This is a genomic window from Kribbella sp. NBC_00382 (assembly GCF_036067295.1).
In the GTDB taxonomy this organism is placed as follows: domain Bacteria; phylum Actinomycetota; class Actinomycetes; order Propionibacteriales; family Kribbellaceae; genus Kribbella.
Window position 1 is genome coordinate 728,686 of sequence record NZ_CP107954.1, and the last position, 22,320, is coordinate 751,005.

Consider the following 22,320-nt stretch of genomic DNA (forward strand, 5'->3'; position numbering starts at 1 on the left):
GAGCCCTGTCTATCAGCCCAGCAGTTTGGCCAGCAGGTACGTCTCGGTCCCCGCGAGCCCGACCGAGCAGAAGATCACCGTCTGACCCAAGGCGGGAGCCGGCGCATCCCCAGCCAGTACTGCGCCCAGACTCACCAGCCGGTCGTGTTGCACGGTGCCGGTCAAAATGAAGGGCGGGTCGTACGCCGCAGTCTGGGCCAGCGAGTCCGTCACGGCGAGATCCGCCCGCGCGACCAGGTCAGGCCCGAACTCAGCGCGTCCGAATTGCTTGGGTCCGAGCGTCGTCACGTAACTCCCCGGCGCGACCCACGACGCGTCGATCACCGGCACCGGACTGTTGGTCGCGAGCACCACGAGCGCCTTGCCCTCGACCGTCTCACGCGCCGACGGCGCCGCCACTACGGGCAGCCCCAATTCGGTCGAAACCCTTGCAGCAAAGGCGTTCCGGCGATCCGCCGAGCGACTGAAGACGGTCACCTCGGTCAACTCACGGACCACCGAGATCGCCCACAACTGATTCCAGGCCTGTACGCCGGTACCGACGATGCCGAGCGTGGATGCCGAGGAAGGAGCCAGCGCGTCGACCGCGACCGCACCGATCGCCCCGACCCGGCGCGGCCCCAATTCGTTGCCTACCGCAACACCACGGACGATGCCGGTCCGCCGATCGTGGACCACCACGACCTGCGCACCCGGCGACGTATCGAAGGAGTCATAGGAGCGGTACCCGTACCACTCCCCCTCCAGCGCACCGGTCGTGAACACCAGCCGGCCGTCCCCCAGCGGCGTGCTGACCCGCGGTGGCGAGTGCAGTTCACCCCGATGCTCGGCAAGCAACGCTGAGCGCATCCAGCCGACCGCCGAGCGGGCATCGAGCCGCGCGGCGATGTCGGAGTCGGTCAGAACGGTTACCACGAACCACCGAACGCGCGGTTGGCGTTGTCGGACAGCGCTTGGCAGAGCTCGGCGACCGAGATGTTGAGCACGCCGGCCATCTTCCGGACGGTGTGCGGGATCAGGTACGACGCGTTCGGTTGGCCGCGATGCGGCGACGGGGTCAGGTACGGCGCGTCCGTCTCGACCAGCACGCGATCCAGTGGCGTGACGGCGAGCGCGTTGCGCAGCGACTGCGCGTTCTTGAAGGTGACCACGCCGGCGAAGCTCAGGAACGCGCCCCGGTTGACGCATTCGCGGGCGAACTCGGTGTCGCCGGAGAAGCAGTGCATCACCAGCCGGTCCGGCACGCCTTCGCGGTCCAGGATCTTCAGGATGTCGTCGTGCGCGTCCCGGTCGTGAATCATCAGCGTCTTGTCGAGCCGCTTGGCCAGCTCGATGTGCGCCGCGAACGACTCGTGCTGCGCGGCCCGGCCGTCCTCGCCGGTACGGAAGTAGTCGAGGCCGGTCTCACCGATCACCCGGACTTTTGGTGAGGAGGTGGCTAGGCGCTCGATCTCGGCCAGGGCATCGTCCAGTTTGCCTGCGGAGGCCAGCTTGGGTGCCTCGTTGGGATGCAGGGCGATACCGGCGATCAGGTTCGGGTACTGCTCCGCGGCGTCGACTGCCCAGGCCGCGCCGGGCAGGTCGCAGCCGACCTGGACGATCCGGGTGACGCCGACCGACGCGGCCAGCTTGATCGCCTCGGCCGCAGCCAGCCAGTTGCCGTCCTCGCCGTCGGCGATGTCCAGATGGCAGTGCGCGTCGACCACACTCATCGGCAACGGGTCCGGCACCGCGGGGCGACTGCGGTCGCGCGACCGGCCGTCCTCCCCGATGGCAGCACGTTCCCGCGTCGGGCGATCGACCTCCACACCGTCGGTAGACATGGGGTCCAGGGTACTTAGTTATTTGAGTCGGTAGATCCGGATATCTTGGTTCCGGTAGATCGGGATGGCCAGCTGGTCCAGCTTCGGCGAGACCGGGCCGGCCCGCAGATCCCCGATGATCAAGGTGATCCCGACATCGCCGGCCAGTTTGGCGAGGTGCGCTTCGGACGGTTTCTCGACCGCGATCCGGCTGTCCAGCACTCGGTCGGGCCAGGGCGACTGCTGCAGCAGGAAGCTGTGCTTGTGCTCGGTCGCGGCGAGGTTGGCCGGCGCATAGGCCCAGCCACCCATCCACATCTGCACGCCGCTCAGGCCAGACATCCAGTACGCATCGTTGGGGCAGCCCGGACGGTACGGCACCGGCATGCAGAAGACGTTGCTGACGGCCACATCGTTGGGCTCGAGGTGCTTGCTCAGCCAGAGCATCGCGCTCTGTTCTTCTCGCGTCAGATAGGTCCGGTACTCGATGTTCGGCGGCGGCAGCGGCTGCGACGCATCCCGGAGCGCATCCCCGATCACGATGAACTGCACCGGCAGACTCGCCGCGACCGTCAACACGATCACCTGTACTGCGGCCGACGCAGCCTGCCGCGTCCGGTTGATCCCGAGGATCACGACCGCCCCGACCACGGCCAGCACCCCGAACGGCGCCAGCAACCCGGCCGCTGCGCGCGCCACGGTGTGCGTCTCGGTGTCGGTCGGCCAGAAGAGATAGAGCGCAACTGAGGTGGCCAGGCCGGCGGTTGCGACGACGACGAGATCCCGTGCGCGCGTTTGGTTCGCAAGGTTGACCCCGACGGCAACCACCCCGACCATCCCGAGCGCCAGGATCGCGCCGAGGAAGTGGTACTCCGAATAGCCCGTGTGCGAGAACACGAGCGTCACCCCGGTACCGGCCGCGACGCACCCGCTGATCCACCAGTACGCCGGATCGCGGCGCATGGGCGACATCTTGAGACCGAGCAGCGTGAGCAGCCGTGGCGCGTCGACCAGTAAGTAATAGGACACGAGTACGACCGCGAAGAGGATCATCCGGGCGTTGCCGTGCTCCAGCGAGGGCAGCACCCAATTGCCGGTAGCCGGGTAGGACTTGTCGCCGGTGACGGCCTGGTAGTACGGCTGGACCCGCAGCGCCGCGAGCAACTGGAACCGGCTGCCACCAGTACTACCGGTCAGCGCGAACGAAGACGCCAATAAGAAGGTCGCCGCGACACCAGCCAACGCCGCTATGCGCCAGGGCGCTCGACGTTCGGAGACCCACGCGCCGGCGCCCGCTATCAGGCAGCCGACCAGCGTGATCGGGAGCAAGGTCGGTTTCGTCCCGGTCGCCAGCGCGAGCATCAGGACCATCGCCGCCCAAACACCGGGACCTGCCTGGCGTCGCAGGATCAGTACGGTCGGTCCGACCAGCCCGAGCATCACGACGGCGGCCATCGTGCCGGTCGGTCCCTGCACCACCTGTGCGGCCGACATGTTGGCCGTTGGGGTGTCGACTAGCTGGATAGCGCCCGGCAGGACACCAGCGAGCAGACCGGCGAGCGGCGCGGCCCACTTGCGCTCGCTGAGCAGCTCCCCCGCCGCCCAGCCGACCAGGACCAGCGTGAGCAGCATGGTCAGCGGCCACTGGTGGATAAGCACAGTGGCCGGCCGGACGTCGGCCATCACCGAGCCGCTCGCCATGGAGGCGGTCGCGAACCAGTGGTAGATCAGTGGCTCCCCCAGCACCCAGGGGTCGGCCGGCGTGACGTCGTGCAGCAGTTGCTGGACCAGGCCGAGCTGGTACCAGATGTCCTGGTGACGGGTGGCCGGGAGCGGCGGGAGCGGAACGGGCCTGAGTAGCACGACCACTGTCCGGACCATCGCCAGTAGGAGGCTAGAGACGAGCAGTACGTGCCACCAGCGGGGTGGGGCACTGACGGGCGGGCGCAGGGACTTCTTGGTCGCGAAGACCAGCAGGAGTCCCGCTACGAAGGCCCACTGGAGTAGTGGGACGCCGAGCGCAGTACAGATTGCCCAGACGGCCAGTTGCCAGGCGAGGCCGAGTACTGCGCCGAAGCCCAGGTCCTGGGTCAACGAGCGGCCGCCGGCCAGTGCGCGCCAGAGGAGCGTGCCTGGCAGTAGTACCGCGATCAGCCAGGTGAGCATCCAGCGGACGCTCTCCCCGGTCGAGTCGCCGATCCGGACCAGCAACAGGACCGCACTGAGGGGCACCAACAGCCACCACCCGAGCAGCCCGAACCCGGGCCGTAATCGAGTGGTCACTGTCGGAATAGTCCCCGTCATCCGGTAATGATGACGGGTGCCCGGGGGCTACTCGCCTTCGGATGCCTTTTTCACGCCGTCGACGAGCATCTTCCACATGCCGCTGGAGTGATCCGCCTCGTCCTGGCTGCCGTTGTTGTCCTGGGTCAGCTTCAGGTGCGTGCCGCCCTCACTCGCAGACAGTGAGTAGGTGAGCGTGTGGTAGTTCTCCGGTACGTCGGGCTGCCCACCCAACGGGCTGTAGTGGGTCACCTTGAGCAACCGGGCCTTCTCGACCGCGACGATCTCGCCCTTGTCGGTGTACTTCTTGCCCTCGTACTCGCCCTGCCAGGTGATCGGACTGCCCGGTTGCCAGTCGGTCTCCACGTCGGCCCCGAACATGAACTTCTTGATCTGCTCCGGGTCGGTCAAAACGTTCCAGACCCGCTCGGGCGACGCATTGATCTCGGTCTCCGCTGTGGCCAGATAGTCGGCCATGGTGTCCAACTCCCATCTGTGTCTTCTGACAAGACCGTACGACGTCAGCGCCGTACGGTCTTGTAGAAAAGCGTCAGGGAAGGATCACGAGCTTGCCGCGGTTGTGGCCGGCCTCGCTGATCTCGTGCGCGGCGCGGGCCTCGTCGAGCGTGAAGGTCTTGGCGACGGCCAGCTTCAGTTTGCCGTCGGCGGCGAGCTGGACGTGCTCGGCCAGACCAGCCTCCTTCACCTCGTCGGCCACACCCCCGCTGGAGACGGCCACGCCGATCTCACCGGCGGCCATGTCGGCGATGGTGACGATCCGGTCGGTACCACCGCGCAGCTCGATCGACTCCTCCAGACCGCCCTTGCCGGCCGCGTCGAAGACGGCATCGACACCCTGCGGCGCGACCTCCTTGACCCGGTCGAGCAGGCCCTCGCCGTACGCGACGGGGATCGCGCCGAGCGAACGAAGGTACTCGTGGTTGGCCTCGGACGCCGTACCGATCACGGTCGCGCCGAGCGCGACGGCGAGCTGGACGCCGACCGAGCCGACCCCACCGGCGGCTCCGTGCAGGAGCAGCGTCTCGCCTTCCTTCAGGCCGAGCTCGTTCAGCACCCGGGCCGCGGTCTCACCGGCGACCGGGACGGCGACGGCCTCTTCCCACGAGAGGTTCGCGGGCTTCTTGGCGGCGGCACCGAGCAGCGCGCGCTCAGCGTACGAGCCGCTCTGGGACCAGCCGACAACCTCGTCGCCGACGGCGAAATCGGTCACACCCTCACCGATCTGGTCGACCACACCGGCCACCTCGATGCCCGGGACCGCCGGGAAGGTGGTCGGCATGAAGCTGTCGAACCAGCCGTACCGGATCTTGAAGTCCATCGGGTTCACACCGGCGGCCTTGACCGCGACCCGGACCTCGCCCCGGCCGGCCTGCGGCTCCTTGGCGTCCTTGACCTGCAGGACCTCGGGTCCACCGAACTCTTCGAAGACAACCGCTCGCATCGCACTGCTCCTTATTCGTTGAAGCGTCAACTGAACTGGTTTAGAGTTCAATCGACACGGCGACGCGGATATTCCCGATCAGGCTTCTGGGTCGGCCAGGCGGGGGAAGAGGGAGTCGCCCTTGACCAGGACGGAGCCGACCGGGAGCTGGGCCCAGGTGCCGGCGTCCTGGATTCGCTGGTCCTTGAGGGGGCCGAGTTTGGCTTCGGCGCCGAGGAGGGTCCAGAGCTTGGCGGCTGTCTTGGGCATCGTCGGGTTGTGCAGGACCGCGACAGCGCGGAGTACCTCGGCTGAGGTGTACAGGATGGTGGCCAGGCGAGCCTTCTGGGACTCGTCCTTCGCTACCTTCCACGGCTCCTGGTCGGAGACGTAGCCGTTGACGGCGCCGACCAGGTCGTTGATCGCGGCGAGGGCGTCGTGGAAGGCCAGGGAGTCGATCGCCTTGTCAGCTGCGGCGACGGTCTCGGCGAGCTTGTCGGCCAGGGCCTGCTCGGCGGAACCGTGGTCGGTGGGCTCGGGGAGTTCGCCGTCGAAGTACTTGTTGACCATCGCGGCGATCCGGCTGGCCAGGTTGCCCAGGCCGTTCGCGAGCTCGGAGGTGTAGACGGCGTTCAGGTGCTCCCAGGAGAAGGAGCCGTCGGAGCCGAACTGGATCGTGCGCAGGAAGTAGTACCGGAAGGCGTCCGAGCCGAAGTGGTCGGTGATCTCCTTCGGCGCGATCGCGGTCAGCTTCGACTTGCTCATCTTCTCGCCGCCGACCAGCAGCCAGCCATGCGCGAAGACCTGCTTCGGTACCGCGACGCCCGCGGCCATCAGCATGGCCGGCCAGATCACGGCGTGGAACCGGAGGATGTCCTTGCCGACCAGGTGCACGTCGACCGGCCACAGCTCCTCGAACCGCTCCGGGTCGGTGCCGTAGCCCGCCGCGGTGACGTAGTTGAGCAGCGCGTCGATCCACACGTAGAGGACGTGGTCCTCGTCCCACGGGACCGGGATGCCCCAGTCGAAGGTCGACCGGGTGATCGACAGGTCCTGCAGGCCCTGCTTCACGAACGAGATGACCTCGTTGCGGGCGCTCGACGGCGCGACGAAGTCCGGCTGCGACTCGTACAGCTCGATCAGCTTGTCGGCGTACGCCGAGAGCCGGAAGAAGTAGTTGGTCTCCGAGACCGTCTCCAGCTCGGTGCCGTGGATCATGCACCGCTGGGTGCCGTCCTCGTCGGTCCGGATGTCCGCGGGGAGCTTGAACTCCTCACAGCCCACGCAGTACAGGCCCTCGTACTCGCCCTTGTAGACGTCGCCCTTGTCGTACAGCGTCTGCCAGAAGTCCCGGACCCGCTCGGTGTGCCGCTTCTCGGTGGTCCGGATGAAGTCGTCGTAGTCGATGTCGACGTCGACCCAGGCCGGCTTCCAGGCCTCCTCGACCAGCTTGTCCGTCCACTCCTGCGGGGTCATGCCCTGCGCCTGAGCGCTGCGCATCACCTTCTCGCCGTGCTCGTCGGTACCGGTCAGGTACCACTTGCGCTCGCCGCGCTGGGCGTGCCAACGGGTCAGGACGTCCCCGGCCACCGTCGTGTAGGCGCTGCCGATGTGCGGCGGGGCCGTGACGTAGTAGATCGGGGTGGTGACGTAAAAGGCCTTCTCGGACATGGGTCAAGCGTAGTGCGCTGGACTAGGTGGCCTTACCAGGGTCTCGAGCGGCCAGTACGGCGTCGTAGACCGTCCTCTTCGGTACTCCGAACCGCTTGGCGACATCCGAGATGGCCTGCTTACGCGGTGTGCCCGCCTCCTCGTCGGCGGCGACCTCGGCGGCCAGCTCCTCCGGGCCGAGTTCCCGCGCGGACGGATCGGCACCGGCCACCACGATGGTGATCTCGCCGCGCACGCCGTCCACCGCCCACTCGGCCAGCTCGGCGGCCGTGCCACGCTTGACCTCTTCATAGGTCTTGGTGAGCTCGCGGCAGACCGCAGTACGGCGATCCTTGCCGAGCGCGTCGGCCAGATCCTGGAGGGAGGCGGCCAATCGGTGCGGCGCCTCGAAGAAGATCATCGTGCGCTGCTCCCGGGCAAGCTCGGTGAACCGCTTGGACCGCTCGGCCGACTTCCGCGGCAGGAATCCCTCGAAGGTGAACCGGTCCACCGGCAGCCCGCTCAACGCGAGCGCGGTCAACACCGCGGACGGGCCCGGTACTGCGGTGACGTCAACGCCGGCCTCGATCGCGGCAGCCACCAGCCGGTACCCCGGATCCGACACACTCGGCATCCCCGCGTCGGTCACCACCGCCACCGTCTGCCCCTCGAGCAGTACGGCGACCAGCTCATCGGTCCGCTGCCGCTCGTTCCCCTCGAAGAAGCTGACGACCCGCCCGCTGACGACGATCCCCAACTCACTCGTCAGCCGCTTCAACCGCCGGGTGTCCTCCGCGGCCACCACGTCCACTTCCCCTAACACCCGCCGCAACCGCGCAGACGCGTCCGAAAAGTCCCCAATAGGAGTCCCCACCAACACCAATCGCCCGGTCACACCCGCCATCATCGCAGCCGGGGAGGCGGTGGTACCGCATCCTCCGTACGATGGCCGACGTGACTGCCGTGATCGAGGACGAGTCTGAGGCTGAGGCCGACGCGCGCGAGACGCTGGGGCGGGACGTTCTGGGCAGACGGTTGCCGCCGCTCAAGGAGCGGCTTTACCCGCCGATGCCGAAGGACTTCGAGGGTGGCTGGATCGCGACGCTGGCGATCACCGCGCTGGCCGCGATCCTGCGGTTCTGGAACCTCGGCAACCCGGTGAAGTTCGTCTTCGACGAGACGTACTACGCCAAGGACGCGTACTCGCTGCTCAAGCACGGCTATGCGCTGCAGTTCATCGACAAGCCGGAGGGGGCCGCCGACAAGGCGATCCTGGCCGGCAACCTGGACGTCTTCAAGACCACCCCGAGCCTGACCGTGCACCCCGAGGTCGGCAAGTGGATGATCGCGGCCGGCGAGCAGCTGTTCGGGATGAACACCTTCGGCTGGCGGTTCATGCCGGCGCTCTTCGGCACGCTGACTGTTCTGCTGGTCATTCGGACCGTACGCCGGATGACGCGATCGACCCTGATCGGCTGTATCGCCGGTCTGCTGCTCGCCGTCGACGGCCTGCACTTCGTGATGTCGCGGGTCGCGCTGCTGGACATCTTCCTGGCCTTCTGGCTGGTCGCCGCGATCTCCTGCCTGGTGGCAGACCGCGACTGGACCCGCCGCCGGCACGCGGACTCCCTCGAGCACCGCGACGGCAGCCGCAAGATCGGCCGCTGGCTGCTGCTCCGTCCGTGGCGTCTCGCCGCCGGCGTCTGCTTCGGCCTGGCGCTCGGCACCAAGTGGTCCGCGGTCTGGGTGATGGCCGGCTTCGGCATCCTCGTCTTCGCCTGGGACCTCGGCGCCCGGCGTGCGCTCGGAGCCCGGTACGCCTTCATCAAGTCGGTCTTCGTCGACGGCCTGCCCGCGTTCGTCAGCATCGTGCTCCTCGCCGGTATCACCTACACCGCGACCTGGACCGGCTGGCTGCTGCACGACAACGCCTACGACCACGACTACGCCGCGAACCATCCGGCGCAGGGCGTGATGAAGGTGGTCCCGGACGATTTCCGGTCGCTGATCCACTACCACCAGGAAGTACTCGCCTTCCACACCGGCGACTACATCAAGAAGGCCACCCACCCGTACCAGTCGCACCCAGCCGGCTGGCCGATCATCGCCCGGCCGATCGGGTTCGACGCGGTCAACGACATCAAGCCCGGTACCGACGGCTGCACCGCGCCGGCCGGGGTGAACTGCCTGTCGGTGATCTCTGCCGTCGGTACGCCGCTGCTGTGGTGGGCCGGCGCCTTGGCGCTGATCGCCTCGCTGGTGTTCTGGATCGCGCAACGCGACTGGCGGTTCGGGATCCCGATCGTCGGCTTCTTCACCTGCTGGATCCCATGGTTCTTCTTCGACGACCGGCCGATCTTCTTCTTCTACGCCGTCACGATGATCCCGTTCACCTGTATGGCGCTGGCGATGGTGCTGGGCAAGATCCTCGGCCCGGCGAAGCAGGCGCTCCAGGCATCGACGCCGCGCCGGCTGATCGGCAGCGCGGTCGTCGGCGCTTTCGTCGTACTGGTCGTGCTGAACTTCGCCTACATCTGGCCGATCCTGACCGACAAGGTGATGCCGCATCCGGACTGGCTGAACCGCATGTGGTTCAAGTCCTGGATCTAGTGCAGGGCACTAGTGCAGGTGGCCGTGGCCATGGCCGCCTTGGTCGCGGAAGCGCCTCCTGTGGCGCTTGGAGCTGGTCTGGCCGCCCACGCCGCCGAACAGCGCGAGGCCCTTGACCACAACGACGGGTGCGTTCGGGTCGGGTGACTCGCCGCCCCGGGCGCCGAAGCCGCCGAAGATGCCGACACCTTCGTTGCGGACCTCGACGCTGTCCGGCACGGTGATGTCGATCCCGCCGAACATCGCGAACGCCCAGATCGTCACCTCGCGGCCCTCGAAGACGGCATCCGTCATGTCCAGGTCGTACCCGCCGAAGACGCAGATCGCGTTGGTCCGCCGCCGCACCCGCCAGCGACCCTTCCGCTCACCGCCCCCGAAGATGCCGACCAGCGACTCGAAACTGTCCGCCGGGTTGGCCGGCTCCTCGATCGGCACCGGACTGTTCGAGTGCTGCGAGGCAGCCACCGGCTGGAACGGCTGACCCGGTACCGCGAGGTCCTGCGTGATCGGCTCGAGCTCACCCAACGTCCTGGCCTGCAACGTCTGCTCCAGCCGCTCGGAGTGCTCCTCCTGCGTCAGCCGCCCGGTCATCAGCGCATCGCGCAGAACATCCACGACCTGATCCCGATCGGTATCGGAGGCCCGCAGATGAGCATGCGGATTCTGGCGCTCGGGCAGATTGTCCATAATCCCGAACGATATCCCCACCCCACCCCCACCGAAACGAGATTTCCCCCGATCTCAGGGTCCACCCAGGGCCTTCACCGAGTTATGAAGGCCCTCCAGCAGTGGTCAGCTGACCTTCACGATCCTTTGCGGGCTGAGGGCCTGGGCGTGGTCCGCGTCGGCGGTGAAGAGGACGCGGTACGCGAAGGAGCCTCGGGTCGTCGGCTTGATGCCGAAGGCGTAGCCACCCGTGGTGCTCAGTTTGACCGAGGCGATGTTCTTCCAGGTCTTGGCTGAGTAGAGCTGCAGGGATACGAGCTTGCCTGCGTGGGCCGGCGTGACGACTCCGGAGAAGCGCGCCGTCTTACCGAGCGTGATGGCGGTCGGCGACAGGACCGAGGTGACGGTCGGCGCGACGGCGACGTTGAGGTCGGCGGTGCGGGTTCCCATCAGGTCGGCGTCACCGACGAAGACCATCGTGTAGACCGAGGACGTGGTCGGTTTGATCGCGTAGCTGACCGCGCCGGTCGAGCTGGTCGTCAGCGTGGTGATCAGCTTGAGCGCCGCCACGTTCTTGGCCCGGCCGTACAGCTGTACCGGCAGACCCGCGAACGCCTTGTTGTCGATCCGCAGCACGCTGCCCTTGAGCGTGATCGTGCCGCCGTAGTTGATCGCCGCAGCAGTCGTCGTGATGCTCGACTTGACCCCGTTGACCGCCTTCGAGGAGATCGGGCTGATCTTGCCGCCCTTGTCCTTCACCCAGCCGGCGTACGTGTACGTCGTCGCCGCCTTGAGACCGGTCACTTTGAACGACGTCCCGGTACCGGCGTAGACGGCCGTACCGGTGTTGATCGTCGGGGCGACGCCACCGACGTTCTGCCGGATGATCACCTGGTCGAGATCCGTGATGTCCGGGATCGTCCACGACACGTTCGCGGCCAGGTACGCCCCGGTCGCGGTGAACGTCGTGAGCTTCGGCGGGATCAGGTCGCTCGTGTTGAAGACCGTCTGGATCGACGCCAGCGGCGTGCCACCCGTCTCCTCCACACCATCGACGACGATCTTGTACGCCGTTGCCTCCGGCAAAGGAGCGGTCGGCGTGATGGTCGCCTTCAGCGTCGCCGGGTCGTAGGCAACAGTCGCGGGCACCGTGGCCCCCGTCTTACCGTTCTGCAGCTTGACCGTGCCGGCGGTGACCGTCGACTCGACGACCGCACGAGCGAACGTCACCACGGGCTTGGTGTCCGGGGTGGCGACCGAGGACAGATGAGCGGGCGTGACGTCCCGGATCGGGTACGCCGGAGCAGTGCTCGTCCCGCCGGAACCCGCCTCGGTGACGGACAGGCTGTACGACCGGCTGTCCCAGGACCCGTTGTTGTTGCGGACCGCGATGTACGTCTGGCCAACGGCGGCGCTGACGTCGACGGACGCGGTCAGCGGACCCCAGATCGGCTCCTTCGTGGTCGGGTTGATCGGCGGGAAGGCGTTCACCTTGTGGCCGAGCGATTGCAGGTCGGCGTTGTAGACGTCGACCTCCGGGCCGACGTTCGCCCAGTTCTGGTTCCGCTCGTCGAAGGACGGGCCGGTCACCGAGACCCGCAGGTTGCGCGCGGCCTCGGAGTTGATCGAGTACCAGTCGACGTCGCCCTCGGTGCTGATCAGCCCCGACACGGGAGTCAGGCCGACATGGGTCGAGCGGGACGGCTGGTCGTTGCCGTCGGCAGCGCCGCCGGTGAAGTCCGTCGTCGTCTTGCCACCGAGGGCCGCGTACGCGTCCACGATGCCGGCGCCGTAGTACTGGTCGAAGCCGCGCGGACCGGCGTCACGGGACAGCGCCATCAGGCGCTGACGGATCTGGGCCGGCGTGAACGCGGGGTACTTGTTGCGGACCATGGCCGCGATTCCGGTGACGACCGGCGCGGAGCACGAAGTACCGGTGCAGTACCAGTACGGCAGGTAGTCCGGGTCCGTGAGTGCGCGCGGGCCGGTGCTCAGCAGGTGGGTGCCTGGGGCAGCGATGTCGACCCAGTCGCCGAACGAGCTGAAGTCGGACAGCTTGCCCCGCGGGTCGGTGGCCGCGACCGCGATCACCTCCGGGTAGGAGGCCGGGTACTGCAGGAGCGAGCTGCCGTCATTGCCAGCAGCAACCACTACCACGACCCCGTCGGCGACGGCCTGCGCGATCGCGTCGTGCAGGACCGGATCGTCCTGGTCGCTACCGAGCGACATGTTCACGACGCGGGCGCCGTGCTGGACTGCCCAGTTGAGGCCCTTGATGATGTCGGAGTCGAAACCGGAGCCCTCGTTGTCGAGCACCTTGACCGGCATCGCCTTCGCCGACCACGCGGTACCGGCGACGCCGATCGCGTTGTTGCCGGCCGCGGCGATCAGGCCGAGCGTCATCGTGCCGTGGCCCTCGTCGTCGATCGGCTGGCTGGCCGGCGTGATGGCGTTGTAGCCGGTGACGAGGTGGCCGGCCAGGTCCGGGTGGCCGAGGTCGACGCCGGTGTCGAGCACCGCGACGATCTGGTTGCCGGATGACTTGGACAGGTCCCAGGCCTGCGGCAGCCGGACAGTGCTCGCGAAGAGCGACTGGTCCTCGCCGTAGAACTCGTCGTTCGGGATGGCCGAGATGTGCCGCTTGTAGTTCAGCGAGGCCAGCTCGACGGTCGGGTCGGCCTTGACCTTCTTCAGCAGCTCCGGCGCGGGCACCTCACCGGTGACCTCGATGGTCTCGGCGGTGACCGAGTCGTCGGTCTTGCTCTTGAACCGCGACAGCGCCGACTGCCGGGCCGCCTTGGTGGCGGTCGGCTTGAACTTCACCACGACCGAGTTCGGGTCGTACTTCGGCCCGGACGCGTCGTGGGCCTTGAACTTCGGGGTGTAGGGGCCCGGTTGGGCCGCTTGGCTGGCGGAACCGGTGACGGCTACCAGCGTGGCTGCGACCAGGGCGGCAGGGATGCCGAGGCGCAGGAGATGGGCAGGACGGAAGGACACAGGACCCCCCCAGGGTCTTCAGAAGTGACAATGAGCCGGAGTATGGCAGAGGTACGGACCAGAATTCGCGCCGGTTTCCTGTCAATAGCTGCAACTAGCTTTGAACTTCGGGCCTTAACCGCAAGGCGAGGAGAACGCCACCGAGGGTGACGGCCCCGAAAATCAGCGCCAGCCCGGGATATCCCCCGAGACCCAGGCCGAGACCACCCAGCGCAGCGCCCAGGAACGTGCCCATGCTCATGCCTGCGGCGTTGACGCTGAGCGCCGAGCCGCGGAGGTCGCCACTTCGGCGTACCAGCAGAGTCGTGACGCAGGCTGCGACGGTGGCGTGGGCCGCGCCCATGAGTGAGGTCAGCAGGAGGGTGAGCGGGAGGCTCGGGGTGAAGTAGAAGGCCGAGACGGCGACGAGGGCCGTCAGGAGACCCAAGAGGAGGGTCTTCTCAGGGCGGACGGCCGCCACGAGATACCGGCCCGCGAAGAGGTTTCCCAGGAAGAAGGACGCGCCGCTGAGGGACCAGACGAGGGCGAACCAGCCGGGAGCCAGGTCGAACTTCTCGTCGTAGAACGCTGCCAGGTAGGCGAGGTAGCCCATGAAGGCCGCCGTCCGCAGCATCGCTACGCCCAGGAGAGGCAGCGCTCCCGGGATGTGCGCCAGAGCCCGGTACGTCGCCAAGTAGCTCGTCCGTTGCGTCGGCTTCAGCGGCGACTTCCGGCCCCGGCCGCGCCAGAAGAAGGCGGTCGAAAGGGTCAGTGAGATGGCCGAGGCAGCCAGCAGGTTGCCGCGCCAGCCCCAGAACAGGCCCGGTACTGCGAGCACGGGCGCCGCCAGCATCGCCATCATCGAAGTGGTTGCCGAGACCAACGTTGCCGCACGACCCGCAGCAGCAGGAGTCCTGAACCGGTCGGCCGCCGCCGCGCCGATCGACGGGCCGAGGATCGAGGTCGAGGCGCCGATCAGCAGGCAGAAGGTGGCAAGTGCAAAGACGTTGCCGATGGCACCTAGAGCGGCAGAGATGCCCAGCAGGGCGAGGCCACCGGCGGCGACCAGTTCCCGCGCCAACCGGTCGATGAGCGGCGCGAGCGCGATGCCGACAATGAGGGCTGCGAGGCCTCCGAGGCCCCGCAGTCCACCGATCTCGGCGACGCTCCCGTCCGCGGCCGCCGCGATCGGGACCAGGTACATCCCGAAGACGGTGAACGGAATCAGGCTGACCGTGGAGGCAAGCAGGAACGGCCACAGCCGCTTGGCCATCCGCCAATCGCCTGGTACTTCTCCTGTCCTGCGTACTTCGGTGGTGCTCACGGCGTCTGCGGTCCGTTCTGGCGGTAGCGGTAAAGGGAGGTCGGGCGGGCACTGAACTGGGAGAAGGGGAAGGGCTCCGCGGACAGGGCGGTGACGCCGGCGCCGAGGAAGGCGCGGGCGACGGCGCTGCCGGTCTGAGCATAGATGGCCAGCGGCTTCGATTGCTGTAGGCAACGATCGAGTAGAGGGTCGAAACTCCCGTTGCTCAAGGTCATTCCGGTCGCCACGACGGCATCGGCCTGGTCGATAACCGCCGTCATGTCGCGGGAAACCGGGAGTCCGGAGGCGGTCTCCCGGAGATTGAAGTCGCAGGGCAGACAGGTCCCGCCCAGCGCCGTGATCGCGTCGACCAGCGGGTTGACGACGCCGATCAGCGCGACCTTCGAACCCTCGGATACGTCCAGCAGGCCGGCCACTGCGGCGTCACGGGCTCGCGCGCGGATGTCCGGAGTACCGGCGGGGAGGATGACTTCTTCGGCCTGGGCTGACAGATGGTGTGGCTCAACGGCGGCCAGATAGGCATCCAGAGCTGCGATGCGGACGGGAAGGGGGCCTTTGGCAAGCAAGTCGGAGAGGGGCAGGCCGGAGGCGCCGGCGCAGTAGTCGGGGTCGACCTCGCCGGCCTCGAAGGAGCAGGCACCGAAGACTTCGCCGACTCGCAGGAGCACGTAGTAGTTGCGGTAGGTGACGTCGGCGCCGGGCAGGCGGGTTGTGTTATGGAGCCAGAAGGCGCTGGTGACATTCAATTCTGCGGGCGAGGGGCCGTGGGATCCGGCGAGGACAGCGGCGGTGAGTGCGGCAACGGTCATGGAAGATCAGCCAGCCTTTCGGCGTCGTAGGTCAGGGCGGACAACTCAGAACGTCCAGCAGGCTGGAAGCAGTACAGCAGCGACCTGCGATCAGAAGCGGTCCGATTGGGCGCGGACCGATGCACCATCAGGCCTGGAAACATCAGCACAGATCCGGCCGGCGCCGTCACGGTCACTGTCCTGGCCACATCCACCGTTGAGGGATCCACCAGCAATCCGGTCGGATCGAGCGGGTCCCGTCGGGCGGGCCCTTTGAGTTGGCTTCCCGGTACCAGAGTCATCGCGCCGTTCTGCACGGTGTTGTCGTCCAGCATCACGATCGCCGTCGCGATCTCGTACGCCGCGTCGCCGGCGCAGCAGTACCAGTACGGAAAGTCCTGATGCCAGGCGAACTCCGACCCGACACCGGCCCGCTTGAAGTTCAGCTTGGACACGAACGGCCCGGGCTCGGTCCCAACCACGGAGGACATCGGCGAGGTCAGCCTCGGGTCGGTCCACAACGCAGTGAGCGCTGGATGCAGGTGAGCAACCGGCGCCAGGCTGCGGACGGTCTTCCCGACAGCGTCCGGCTCCCAATGGATCGTCGTTCCGCGGATCTCCTCCAGGCGGTGCCCGTCCGGCCATACGGTCACGGACGTCTCGCCGGACTCCGCGGCCGTCACCACTTCGGCGTGCACCTGCTCGGCGGCGTCCCGTAGCCGGTTGACTTCTGTTGCCGTGAACAACTCGGGCAACACCAGGTACCCCGTGGTCATGACTGACACTTTAATGCGACTTGGTCGCAGATGGGAACTCGCGGCGCTCGGCCCAGGCCGATTCACGGCGGTCCCAGGACATGGCGGACCAGGGCACGGCGAGCTCGTCGAGGGAGTTGATCTCGCGGGGGCGCATGGTGTCCATCGGGCGCGCTTCGGCGTACCGGGAGAAGGCGGAATCGATGTACCGGGTGCCGGTGTCGGCGGCGAGGAAGACGTGGGTGCGGCTGCTGTCGCAGTTGTGCTCCCAGAGGGCCGAGAGGTACGCCGCGCCTGCGGAGAGGCCGGCGAAGACGCCGCTCGTTCGGAGCAGATCGACGGCCGCGGACATCGCGTAGTCGAAGGAGACCCAGTGCAGGCGGTCGTACAGCTCGTGGCGGACGTTGCGGAACTCGATGGAGCTGCCGATGCCGGCGATGATCATCTCGGGATCCTGCGTATGCCCGGCGCCGAACGTGATACTGCCGAACGGCTGCACCCCGACCAGATTCACGTCCCGCCCCCGATCCCGCAGGAACGCTGCGATCGCGCCGGTCGACGCGCCGGTGCCGACTCCCCCGACGAGACACAGCGGCCCCGCCGGCACCAGCTCGGCGACGAGATCCGCCACAGCGCCGTACCCGAGGTAGTGAATGTCATCGTGGTACTGCTGCATCCAGTGGTACGACGGGTTGTCGCGCAGGATCTCCCCGATCCGGCGGACCCGGAGGTTCTGGTCCAGCTGCAGGTTGTTGGACGACGGCACCTGCTCGACCGTCGCGCCGAGGATCTCGAGCTGGATCTTCAACGTCCGGTCGACCGTGGTGGAGCCGACGATGTGGCACTTCATCCCGTACCTGTGACAGGCGAGCGCCAGCGCGTGCGCGTAGATCCCGCTGGAGCTGTCGATCAGGGTGTCCCCCGGCCGGACCGCGCCCGTCTCCAGCAGATGACGTACGGCGCCCAGCGCGGAGTACACCTTCATCGTCTCGAACCGCAGGCAGATCAGGTCCTCGCCGACGCGGATCGGGTCCGGGTCCTTGATCGCCTCCGCCAGGTGATCGTGGAGTTGTCTCATCGGTGCGGTTCGCTCCTCGTGTCGGCACTACTGGTCAGCACGGGCGGAGGTTCAGGAGGTTGGCGCCCGATCCGAGCGGCCCTCACCAGCCGCTGGGTCAGTTCGGTACCGGGCTTGGTCATGACTGTTGCTGGCGGCCCCTGTTCGATCACGCGGCCGGCGTCGAGCACCAGCACGTGATCGGAGACGTTGGCAACCAGGGCGAGATCGTGGCTGATCCACACCAGGGCTGTGCCTTGGGTTTTCAGCTCGTTCAGGAGCTCGACGACGAGCGTGGTGCCGTGCTCGTCGAGGGCGGTGGTGATCTCGTCGCAGATGAGGACGTCGGGGTGGGCGAGCAAGGCTCTGGCGAGGGCTGCTCGTTGGAGTTCTCCACCGGAGAGGCGGCTTGGCGGTCTGGCGGCTGTGTGGGCGGAGACGCCTAGGCGGGCGAGGGTTGCCACTGCTTCGGCTTTTGCGTTTGCTGGGGTGAGGCCGCGGAGGCGGATCGCGGTACGGGCTACTTGTTCGTCGACTAGGCGGCGCTCGTCGAAGGAGCCGCGGACTTCCTGCCAGACGTATTGGACTCGGCGGTTCTGGGTGAGGGTGCGCTTGCGTAGTACGGGGAGGTCTTCGCCGGCCAGGGTGATGCTGCCGGTGTGGCGCTCGTGCAGGCCGGCCAGGCAGCGGGCGAGGGTCGTCTTGCCGCTACCGGAACGGCCGACCACGCCGACGCAGCCGCCGGGTGGCACGGCGAGATCGACCTCCTGGAGGATGGGATCGCGGCCGCGGGTACGCAGCGACGCGGAGACGTTCATTGCCTGGAGCAACGGCTCGCCTCGTTGGTGGGTTCCCTGGGGCGCCGCCGATTGTGTTGCGGTTGGAAGAACATCGCCGAGGACGCGGCCGGCGTCGAGCACGACCACCCGGTCAGCGAGCGCGCGGACCAGGTCGAGATCGTGACTCAGCAGCAAGATCCCCAGCCCTGCCGCCGCCAACTCCTTCAGCTCTTCAACCAGCTGCAGCCTCGTGATCGAGTCCAGCCCCGTGCTCGGCTCATCCAGCACCAGTACCTTCGGCCGGCAGACCAACGCCTGACTCAACGCAATCCGCTGCCGCTGCCCACCCGAGAACTGATGCGGAAACCGCCTGAGCGTCGCCCGATCCCCCGGCAACTGAGCACCCCGCAGAGCTTCCGGTACGACGTTCAGCCCAGGGTGATGCAGCTTCGCAAGCTCAGTCAGACCCGCGCCGATCCGCCTCGCAGGATTGAGCGCACTACCGGGATGCTGCGGCATATACGCCACAACCCGCCCCCGCACGCCAGCCGCCGCTGCGGTCACCCCGTCGCCATCGACCACCAGCCGCCCATCAACCGCGACTGAGCCGCTCAACGTCACACCCTGCCCACGCTCCCCGAGCAAAGCCAACGCAGAAGTCGTCTTCCCCGACCCCGAGGCCCCGACGAGGGCCGTCACCTCACCCGGCCAGATCTCGAAGCCGACACCGTCGACCAGGATGGCCTCCCCTGCCACCGCAGCCAACCCAGCGACCTTGACCAGAGGCTCCGTCATCGGGTTGCCTCGGCTAGGCGTCTGGTCCGATGGACCAGCCGGTCAGCTAGCAGGTTGAACCCCAGGGTGAAGGACACAAGAAGCAGTGCAGGGGCAAGCACGGCCCAGGGCTGCAACAGCAAGCCTTCGCGGTTGCGCGAGACGCTGACCGCCCAATCGGCCGCGGTCGGACTCAGCCCAAGGCCAAGGAAGTTGACCGAGGCAACCAGGAAGACGGCGAGCGTGATCCGTGTGCCGACGTCGGCAGCGACCGGACCGAGCACCGCCCGGCCGACATACCCGAGGTGGATCCCCACCCAATTCTCCCGCTGCATCCGCAACGCTTCCACCACAGGCCCGCTCGCCGCATCCAACGCGGCCGCCCGCACCAGCCTCGCCACCGTCGGAACGTTGACCGCGGCAACCGCCAACGTGATCGCCAACGGCGACGCCCGCCATCCCACGGCGACGACGCTGATCACCAGCAGCGAAGGCAACGGAAGCAACACATCAAGCGGCCGGATCAACAGCTCGTCAACCCACCGATGCCTGGTCGACGCCGCAACCAATCCGATCAGCCCGCCCAGCAAGTACGCGATCAGTACGGCCCCCAACGCCATCCCCAGCGCCGTCCGGCCACCCACCAACAGCAGCCCGAAGACATCCCGGCCAAGTCCATCCGTCCCGAGCAAGCCCGCGTTCTCGTACGGCAGCGCGGGCCTGGCCGGCACGTCGACGAGCGGCCCCAAGACAGCCACCAGCAGCGGAATCAGCACGAGCAACGCCGAGATCGCGAGCGGAGTACGGGCTCTGAGCGCCCTCATCGCAGCAGCTCCGTCCGCGGCACCAGCCGATTGCAGACGAGATCAGCACCGAGATTGATCAACAGCGCAACCACCGCCAGTACCAGCGTCAGCCCTTGCACCACAGGCACATCCCGCGTCTCAACCCCGTCAACCAGCGCCGTCGCAAACCCCGGGATCGCGAAGATCGCCTCCACCACCAGAACCCCACCCAGCAAGGTGTCCCCAGTCCGCGCCAACTCCTGCACGCCAGGAACCGCCGCGTTCGGCAACACATGCCTGAGCAGCAACCGCCGCCGCGGCACCCCCAACCGCCGAGCCTGTACGACGTACTCCGCGTGCAACGCGTTGATCGTCCCCGCCCGCACCTGCCGCGACAGCAGACAGACCGTCCGACCGAGCAGCACCGCAACAGGCAGCACCAGCAACACCGGCGAAGCCAGCAACGACCCACCAACCCAAGTCGCCGGAAGCCACCCAAGCTTCAACGAGAACAACGCGACCAGCACCACCGCGATCACGAAGTCCGGAATCGCACTCAACGCCAACGTGATCGACGTGATGATCCGATCCAGCCGGCCGTTCTCCCGAGTCCCCATCAAGATGCCAAGGGCAACAGCCAGCGGCACCACGACGATGAGCGTCGCAACCGTGAGCACCAACGTCGCCCCGACCGACGCCTTCACGATCTCCAGTACCGGCCCGCCGCTGATCAGCGAAGTACCGAGATCACCGGTCAGCACATTGCCGAACCAGTGCATGAACCGCTCGAGCGCGGGCTGATCCAACCCGAGCTGCTCACGAAGACGGACGACCTGCTCAGGCGTCAGCGTCTCGGTGAAGCGCATGTCCGCGGCATCGCCCGGCAGCAACGCGGTGAGGACGAAGACGAGTACAGAGAGAACGGCCAGCTGGACGATCGCCAATGCAGCCCGCTGGGCGGCATACGACCGCATTCAGGCCAGCCACACCTTGTCGAACCGGCCCGAGTCCAAGGTGTTCGGCGGTACCGCCTGGACGCCCTGCACCTTGGCCGAGACCGCGACCAGGAAGTCCGGATGTCCCCACGCGAGGATGCCGCCCTGATCCCGCAACGTCTTCTGCAGTTCCCCGTACTTCGCCGCGCGCGCCGCCTCGTCCGTCTGCACCTGCGCCGCGGCGAACGCGGCATCGAAGGTCGGCCGTCGCCAATGCGTCACGTTGAACGGCGATTTCGACAACAGCCGATCGGTGACGTACTGCGGAATCGGCATCGCACCCGAGCGATGACTGCCGATCGCGCCCTTGGTGAGCAGGTCCTTGGCATAGGTCTGGGCGCTACCCGTCGTCACCTTGAGCTTCACGCCTGCCTCGCCGACCTGCTCCGCGAACAGCGTCGCCGCTTCAACGAACCCGGCTGTTGCGTCGGAGGTGAAGATCTCGACCTCCTTGTTCAGCAGGCCGGCCTTCTTGAGCAGCGCCTTGGCTTCCTCGACATTGCGCTCGCGCTGCGGCAGATCTTTGGGATAGTACTGAAACCCCTTGCCGAAAAGATCGTTGCCCACAGCACCTCTCCCGGCGAGCACGACATCCACCAGCCGCTGCCGGTCCGCGAGCAACTTGAAGGCCATCCGTACGTCGGGGTTGTCGAAGGGCGGTTGATCCACCTTCATCACGAACGCCTGCGTCGTACTGCCCTTGGCGGCCACGATCTTGACCGACTTGCCCGCCTCGGCGGTCCGGGCGAAGGTCGCGGTCATCTCGTTCGCGTACTCCGCCTGTCCACCCTGCAACGCATTGGCGCGCGCCTCGGCATCGGCGGAGAGGATCTGCAACTCCTCGATCTTGGCCGCGCCGTCCCAGTAGTCGTCGTACCGGTTGGCGACGAGGGATCGGCCCGCCTCGAAGGAGACGAACCTGAAGGCGCCGGTACCGACGGGCTTGGTCGGATCCTTGAAGCCGTCGCGGACGATCTGCGTGCCGATGCCGGCCAGCAGGGCGGGGAACTCGGCGTTCGGCGCGGTCAGTACGAGCTCGACCGTCTTCTTGTCGATCGCCTTGCAGCGCTTGAGATCCAGCGCCGCGAGCGAGGACTGGGCGACGCGCTCGGGAGTGTTCGGGTCGGCGATCCGGGCCAGACTGTAGAGCACGTCCTCGCTGGTCAGCTTCTTGCCGTCGTGGAAAGTCGCATCCCGGAGCGTGAAGCGCCAGGTCGCCGCTTGCGCGTCCGGCTCCCACTTCTCCGCCAGCCGTGGCAACGGTTTCAGATCCGGCCCGAGCTCGACGAGCTTCTCGTAGATCGCTTTGTGGCGGGCGATATCGACGAACAGGCTCTGCAGATGCGGATCAAGCACTTCTTTCGCGCCGCCGCCGGCGAAGACCGCCCGCAGCCGCCCACCGGCCGTCGGCTCAGCCGCTGATCCGGTACTGCCACCGGACCCGCAACCAGTCATCGCGGCCAGCCCCAAACCGCCGGCCAACCCGAGAAATCCCCGCCTGTTCAGAGCATCGGACATCCGCATTTCCTTCACGGTGAGGGGGTGCCGACGACGAGTGGTCGACGGCTCGAATCCTGCCGTTAATGAAAATCGTTGTCAAATTCAGGCGCATCTGAACGGACCCTTGTCATTCTT

General features: G+C 67.2%; 18 protein-coding genes. 1 reads left to right on the top strand and 17 read right to left on the bottom strand.

Annotation, left to right across the window (positions count from 1 at the left end; translation table 11 throughout):
• Nucleotides 1-12 precede the first annotated feature (12 nt).
• The 7 genes from OHA70_RS03650 to rsmI all read right to left on the bottom strand — a co-directional run bounded on the left by OHA70_RS03650 (nt 13) and on the right by rsmI (nt 8,083).
• Entirely contained in the window at nt 13-915 is a 903-nt protein-coding gene (locus OHA70_RS03650) for an ornithine cyclodeaminase family protein (protein ID WP_328328488.1), read from the bottom strand.
• Nucleotides 909-1,823, bottom strand: coding sequence for a TatD family hydrolase (locus OHA70_RS03655; RefSeq protein ID WP_328328490.1), 915 nt, complete (start codon nt 1,821-1,823; stop codon nt 909-911). The genes OHA70_RS03650 and OHA70_RS03655 overlap by 7 nt, the downstream gene beginning before the upstream one ends.
• An 18-nt stretch (nt 1,824-1,841) precedes the next feature.
• Nucleotides 1,842-4,085, bottom strand: a complete 2,244-nt coding sequence (locus OHA70_RS03660; protein WP_328328492.1) for a hypothetical protein — start codon at nt 4,083-4,085, stop codon at nt 1,842-1,844.
• 48 nt (nt 4,086-4,133) lie between these two features.
• Complete coding sequence (locus OHA70_RS03665) at nt 4,134-4,562, bottom strand: SRPBCC family protein (protein ID WP_328328494.1); 429 nt, start codon at nt 4,560-4,562, stop codon at nt 4,134-4,136.
• 73 nt (nt 4,563-4,635) lie between these two features.
• Entirely contained in the window at nt 4,636-5,547 is a 912-nt protein-coding gene (locus tag OHA70_RS03670; protein ID WP_328328496.1) for an NADP-dependent oxidoreductase, read from the bottom strand.
• 78 nt (nt 5,548-5,625) lie between these two features.
• A complete protein-coding gene (gene metG / locus OHA70_RS03675; RefSeq protein WP_328328498.1) occupies nt 5,626-7,197 on the bottom strand; it encodes a methionine--tRNA ligase in 1,572 nt (523 codons plus the stop codon).
• 22 nt (nt 7,198-7,219) lie between these two features.
• The gene (gene rsmI / locus OHA70_RS03680; RefSeq protein WP_328328500.1) at nt 7,220-8,083 is read right to left on the bottom strand and encodes a 16S rRNA (cytidine(1402)-2'-O)-methyltransferase; all 864 of its coding nucleotides are present in this window, start codon (nt 8,081-8,083) and stop codon (nt 7,220-7,222) included.
• A 38-nt stretch (nt 8,084-8,121) separates the two neighbouring features.
• On the opposite strand from rsmI, the gene OHA70_RS03685 reads away from it, so the two are divergent.
• Nucleotides 8,122-9,786, top strand: a complete 1,665-nt coding sequence (locus OHA70_RS03685; protein ID WP_328328502.1) for a dolichyl-phosphate-mannose--protein mannosyltransferase — start codon at nt 8,122-8,124, stop codon at nt 9,784-9,786.
• A gap of 9 nt (nt 9,787-9,795) precedes the next feature.
• Here OHA70_RS03685 and OHA70_RS03690 read toward each other — a convergent pair whose 3' ends face one another.
• From OHA70_RS03690 to OHA70_RS03735, 10 genes are all read right to left on the bottom strand, one after another.
• Nucleotides 9,796-10,473 carry a DUF1707 SHOCT-like domain-containing protein gene (locus tag OHA70_RS03690; RefSeq protein WP_328328504.1) on the bottom strand — a complete coding sequence of 226 codons (678 nt, stop codon included), beginning with the start codon at nt 10,471-10,473 and terminating at the stop codon, nt 9,796-9,798.
• Between the two features lie 105 nt (nt 10,474-10,578).
• Complete coding sequence (locus OHA70_RS03695; protein ID WP_328328506.1) at nt 10,579-13,449, bottom strand: S8 family serine peptidase; 2,871 nt, start codon at nt 13,447-13,449, stop codon at nt 10,579-10,581.
• A gap of 94 nt (nt 13,450-13,543) precedes the next feature.
• Nucleotides 13,544-14,752 carry an MFS transporter gene (locus OHA70_RS03700; RefSeq protein ID WP_328328508.1) on the bottom strand — a complete coding sequence of 403 codons (1,209 nt, stop codon included), beginning with the start codon at nt 14,750-14,752 and terminating at the stop codon, nt 13,544-13,546.
• On the bottom strand, nt 14,749-15,561 hold the full coding sequence (locus OHA70_RS03705) for a Rossmann-like domain-containing protein (protein WP_328328510.1): 813 nt from the start codon (nt 15,559-15,561) through the stop codon (nt 14,749-14,751). Before OHA70_RS03705 ends, OHA70_RS03700 begins: the two co-directional genes overlap by 4 nt.
• Nucleotides 15,558-16,316 carry a phytanoyl-CoA dioxygenase family protein gene (locus OHA70_RS03710; RefSeq protein WP_328328512.1) on the bottom strand — a complete coding sequence of 253 codons (759 nt, stop codon included), beginning with the start codon at nt 16,314-16,316 and terminating at the stop codon, nt 15,558-15,560. Before OHA70_RS03710 ends, OHA70_RS03705 begins: the two co-directional genes overlap by 4 nt.
• 10 nt (nt 16,317-16,326) lie before the next feature.
• On the bottom strand, nt 16,327-17,373 hold the full coding sequence (locus tag OHA70_RS03715) for a pyridoxal-phosphate dependent enzyme (RefSeq protein WP_328328514.1): 1,047 nt from the start codon (nt 17,371-17,373) through the stop codon (nt 16,327-16,329).
• Nucleotides 17,370-18,926: an ABC transporter ATP-binding protein gene (locus tag OHA70_RS03720; protein WP_328328516.1), complete on the bottom strand. Its 1,557-nt coding sequence runs from the start codon at nt 18,924-18,926 to the stop codon at nt 17,370-17,372. Before OHA70_RS03720 ends, OHA70_RS03715 begins: the two co-directional genes overlap by 4 nt.
• Nucleotides 18,923-19,729 (bottom strand): ABC transporter permease, encoded by an 807-nt coding sequence (locus OHA70_RS03725; RefSeq protein WP_328328518.1) that lies wholly within the window; start codon nt 19,727-19,729, stop codon nt 18,923-18,925. The genes OHA70_RS03720 and OHA70_RS03725 overlap by 4 nt, the downstream gene beginning before the upstream one ends.
• On the bottom strand, nt 19,726-20,664 hold the full coding sequence (locus OHA70_RS03730; protein ID WP_328328520.1) for an ABC transporter permease: 939 nt from the start codon (nt 20,662-20,664) through the stop codon (nt 19,726-19,728). Before OHA70_RS03730 ends, OHA70_RS03725 begins: the two co-directional genes overlap by 4 nt.
• Nucleotides 20,665-22,203, bottom strand: coding sequence for an ABC transporter substrate-binding protein (locus OHA70_RS03735; RefSeq protein WP_328328522.1), 1,539 nt, complete (start codon nt 22,201-22,203; stop codon nt 20,665-20,667).
• Nucleotides 22,204-22,320: the final 117 nt, after the last annotated feature.

Bases quoted from the DNA above. Each gene is read 5' to 3' on its own strand.
- OHA70_RS03655 (WP_328328490.1), bottom strand. From the start codon at position 1,823: ATGTCTACCGACGGTGTGGAGGTCGATCGCCCGACGCGGGAACGTGCT.
- OHA70_RS03665 (WP_328328494.1), bottom strand. From the start codon at position 4,562: ATGGCCGACTATCTGGCCACAGCGGAGACCGAGATCAATGCGTCGCCC.
- OHA70_RS03670 (WP_328328496.1), bottom strand. From the start codon at position 5,547: ATGCGAGCGGTTGTCTTCGAAGAGTTCGGTGGACCCGAGGTCCTGCAG.
- metG (WP_328328498.1), bottom strand. From the start codon at position 7,197: ATGTCCGAGAAGGCCTTTTACGTCACCACCCCGATCTACTACGTCACG.
- rsmI (WP_328328500.1), bottom strand. From the start codon at position 8,083: ATGATGGCGGGTGTGACCGGGCGATTGGTGTTGGTGGGGACTCCTATT.
- OHA70_RS03685 (WP_328328502.1), top strand. From the start codon at position 8,122: ATGGCCGACGTGACTGCCGTGATCGAGGACGAGTCTGAGGCTGAGGCC.
- OHA70_RS03690 (WP_328328504.1), bottom strand. From the start codon at position 10,473: ATGGACAATCTGCCCGAGCGCCAGAATCCGCATGCTCATCTGCGGGCC.
- OHA70_RS03705 (WP_328328510.1), bottom strand. From the start codon at position 15,561: ATGACCGTTGCCGCACTCACCGCCGCTGTCCTCGCCGGATCCCACGGC.
- OHA70_RS03710 (WP_328328512.1), bottom strand. From the start codon at position 16,316: ATGACCACGGGGTACCTGGTGTTGCCCGAGTTGTTCACGGCAACAGAA.
- OHA70_RS03715 (WP_328328514.1), bottom strand. From the start codon at position 17,373: ATGAGACAACTCCACGATCACCTGGCGGAGGCGATCAAGGACCCGGAC.
- OHA70_RS03720 (WP_328328516.1), bottom strand. From the start codon at position 18,926: ATGACGGAGCCTCTGGTCAAGGTCGCTGGGTTGGCTGCGGTGGCAGGG.
- OHA70_RS03725 (WP_328328518.1), bottom strand. From the start codon at position 19,729: ATGAGGGCGCTCAGAGCCCGTACTCCGCTCGCGATCTCGGCGTTGCTC.
- OHA70_RS03730 (WP_328328520.1), bottom strand. From the start codon at position 20,664: ATGCGGTCGTATGCCGCCCAGCGGGCTGCATTGGCGATCGTCCAGCTG.
- OHA70_RS03735 (WP_328328522.1), bottom strand. From the start codon at position 22,203: ATGTCCGATGCTCTGAACAGGCGGGGATTTCTCGGGTTGGCCGGCGGT.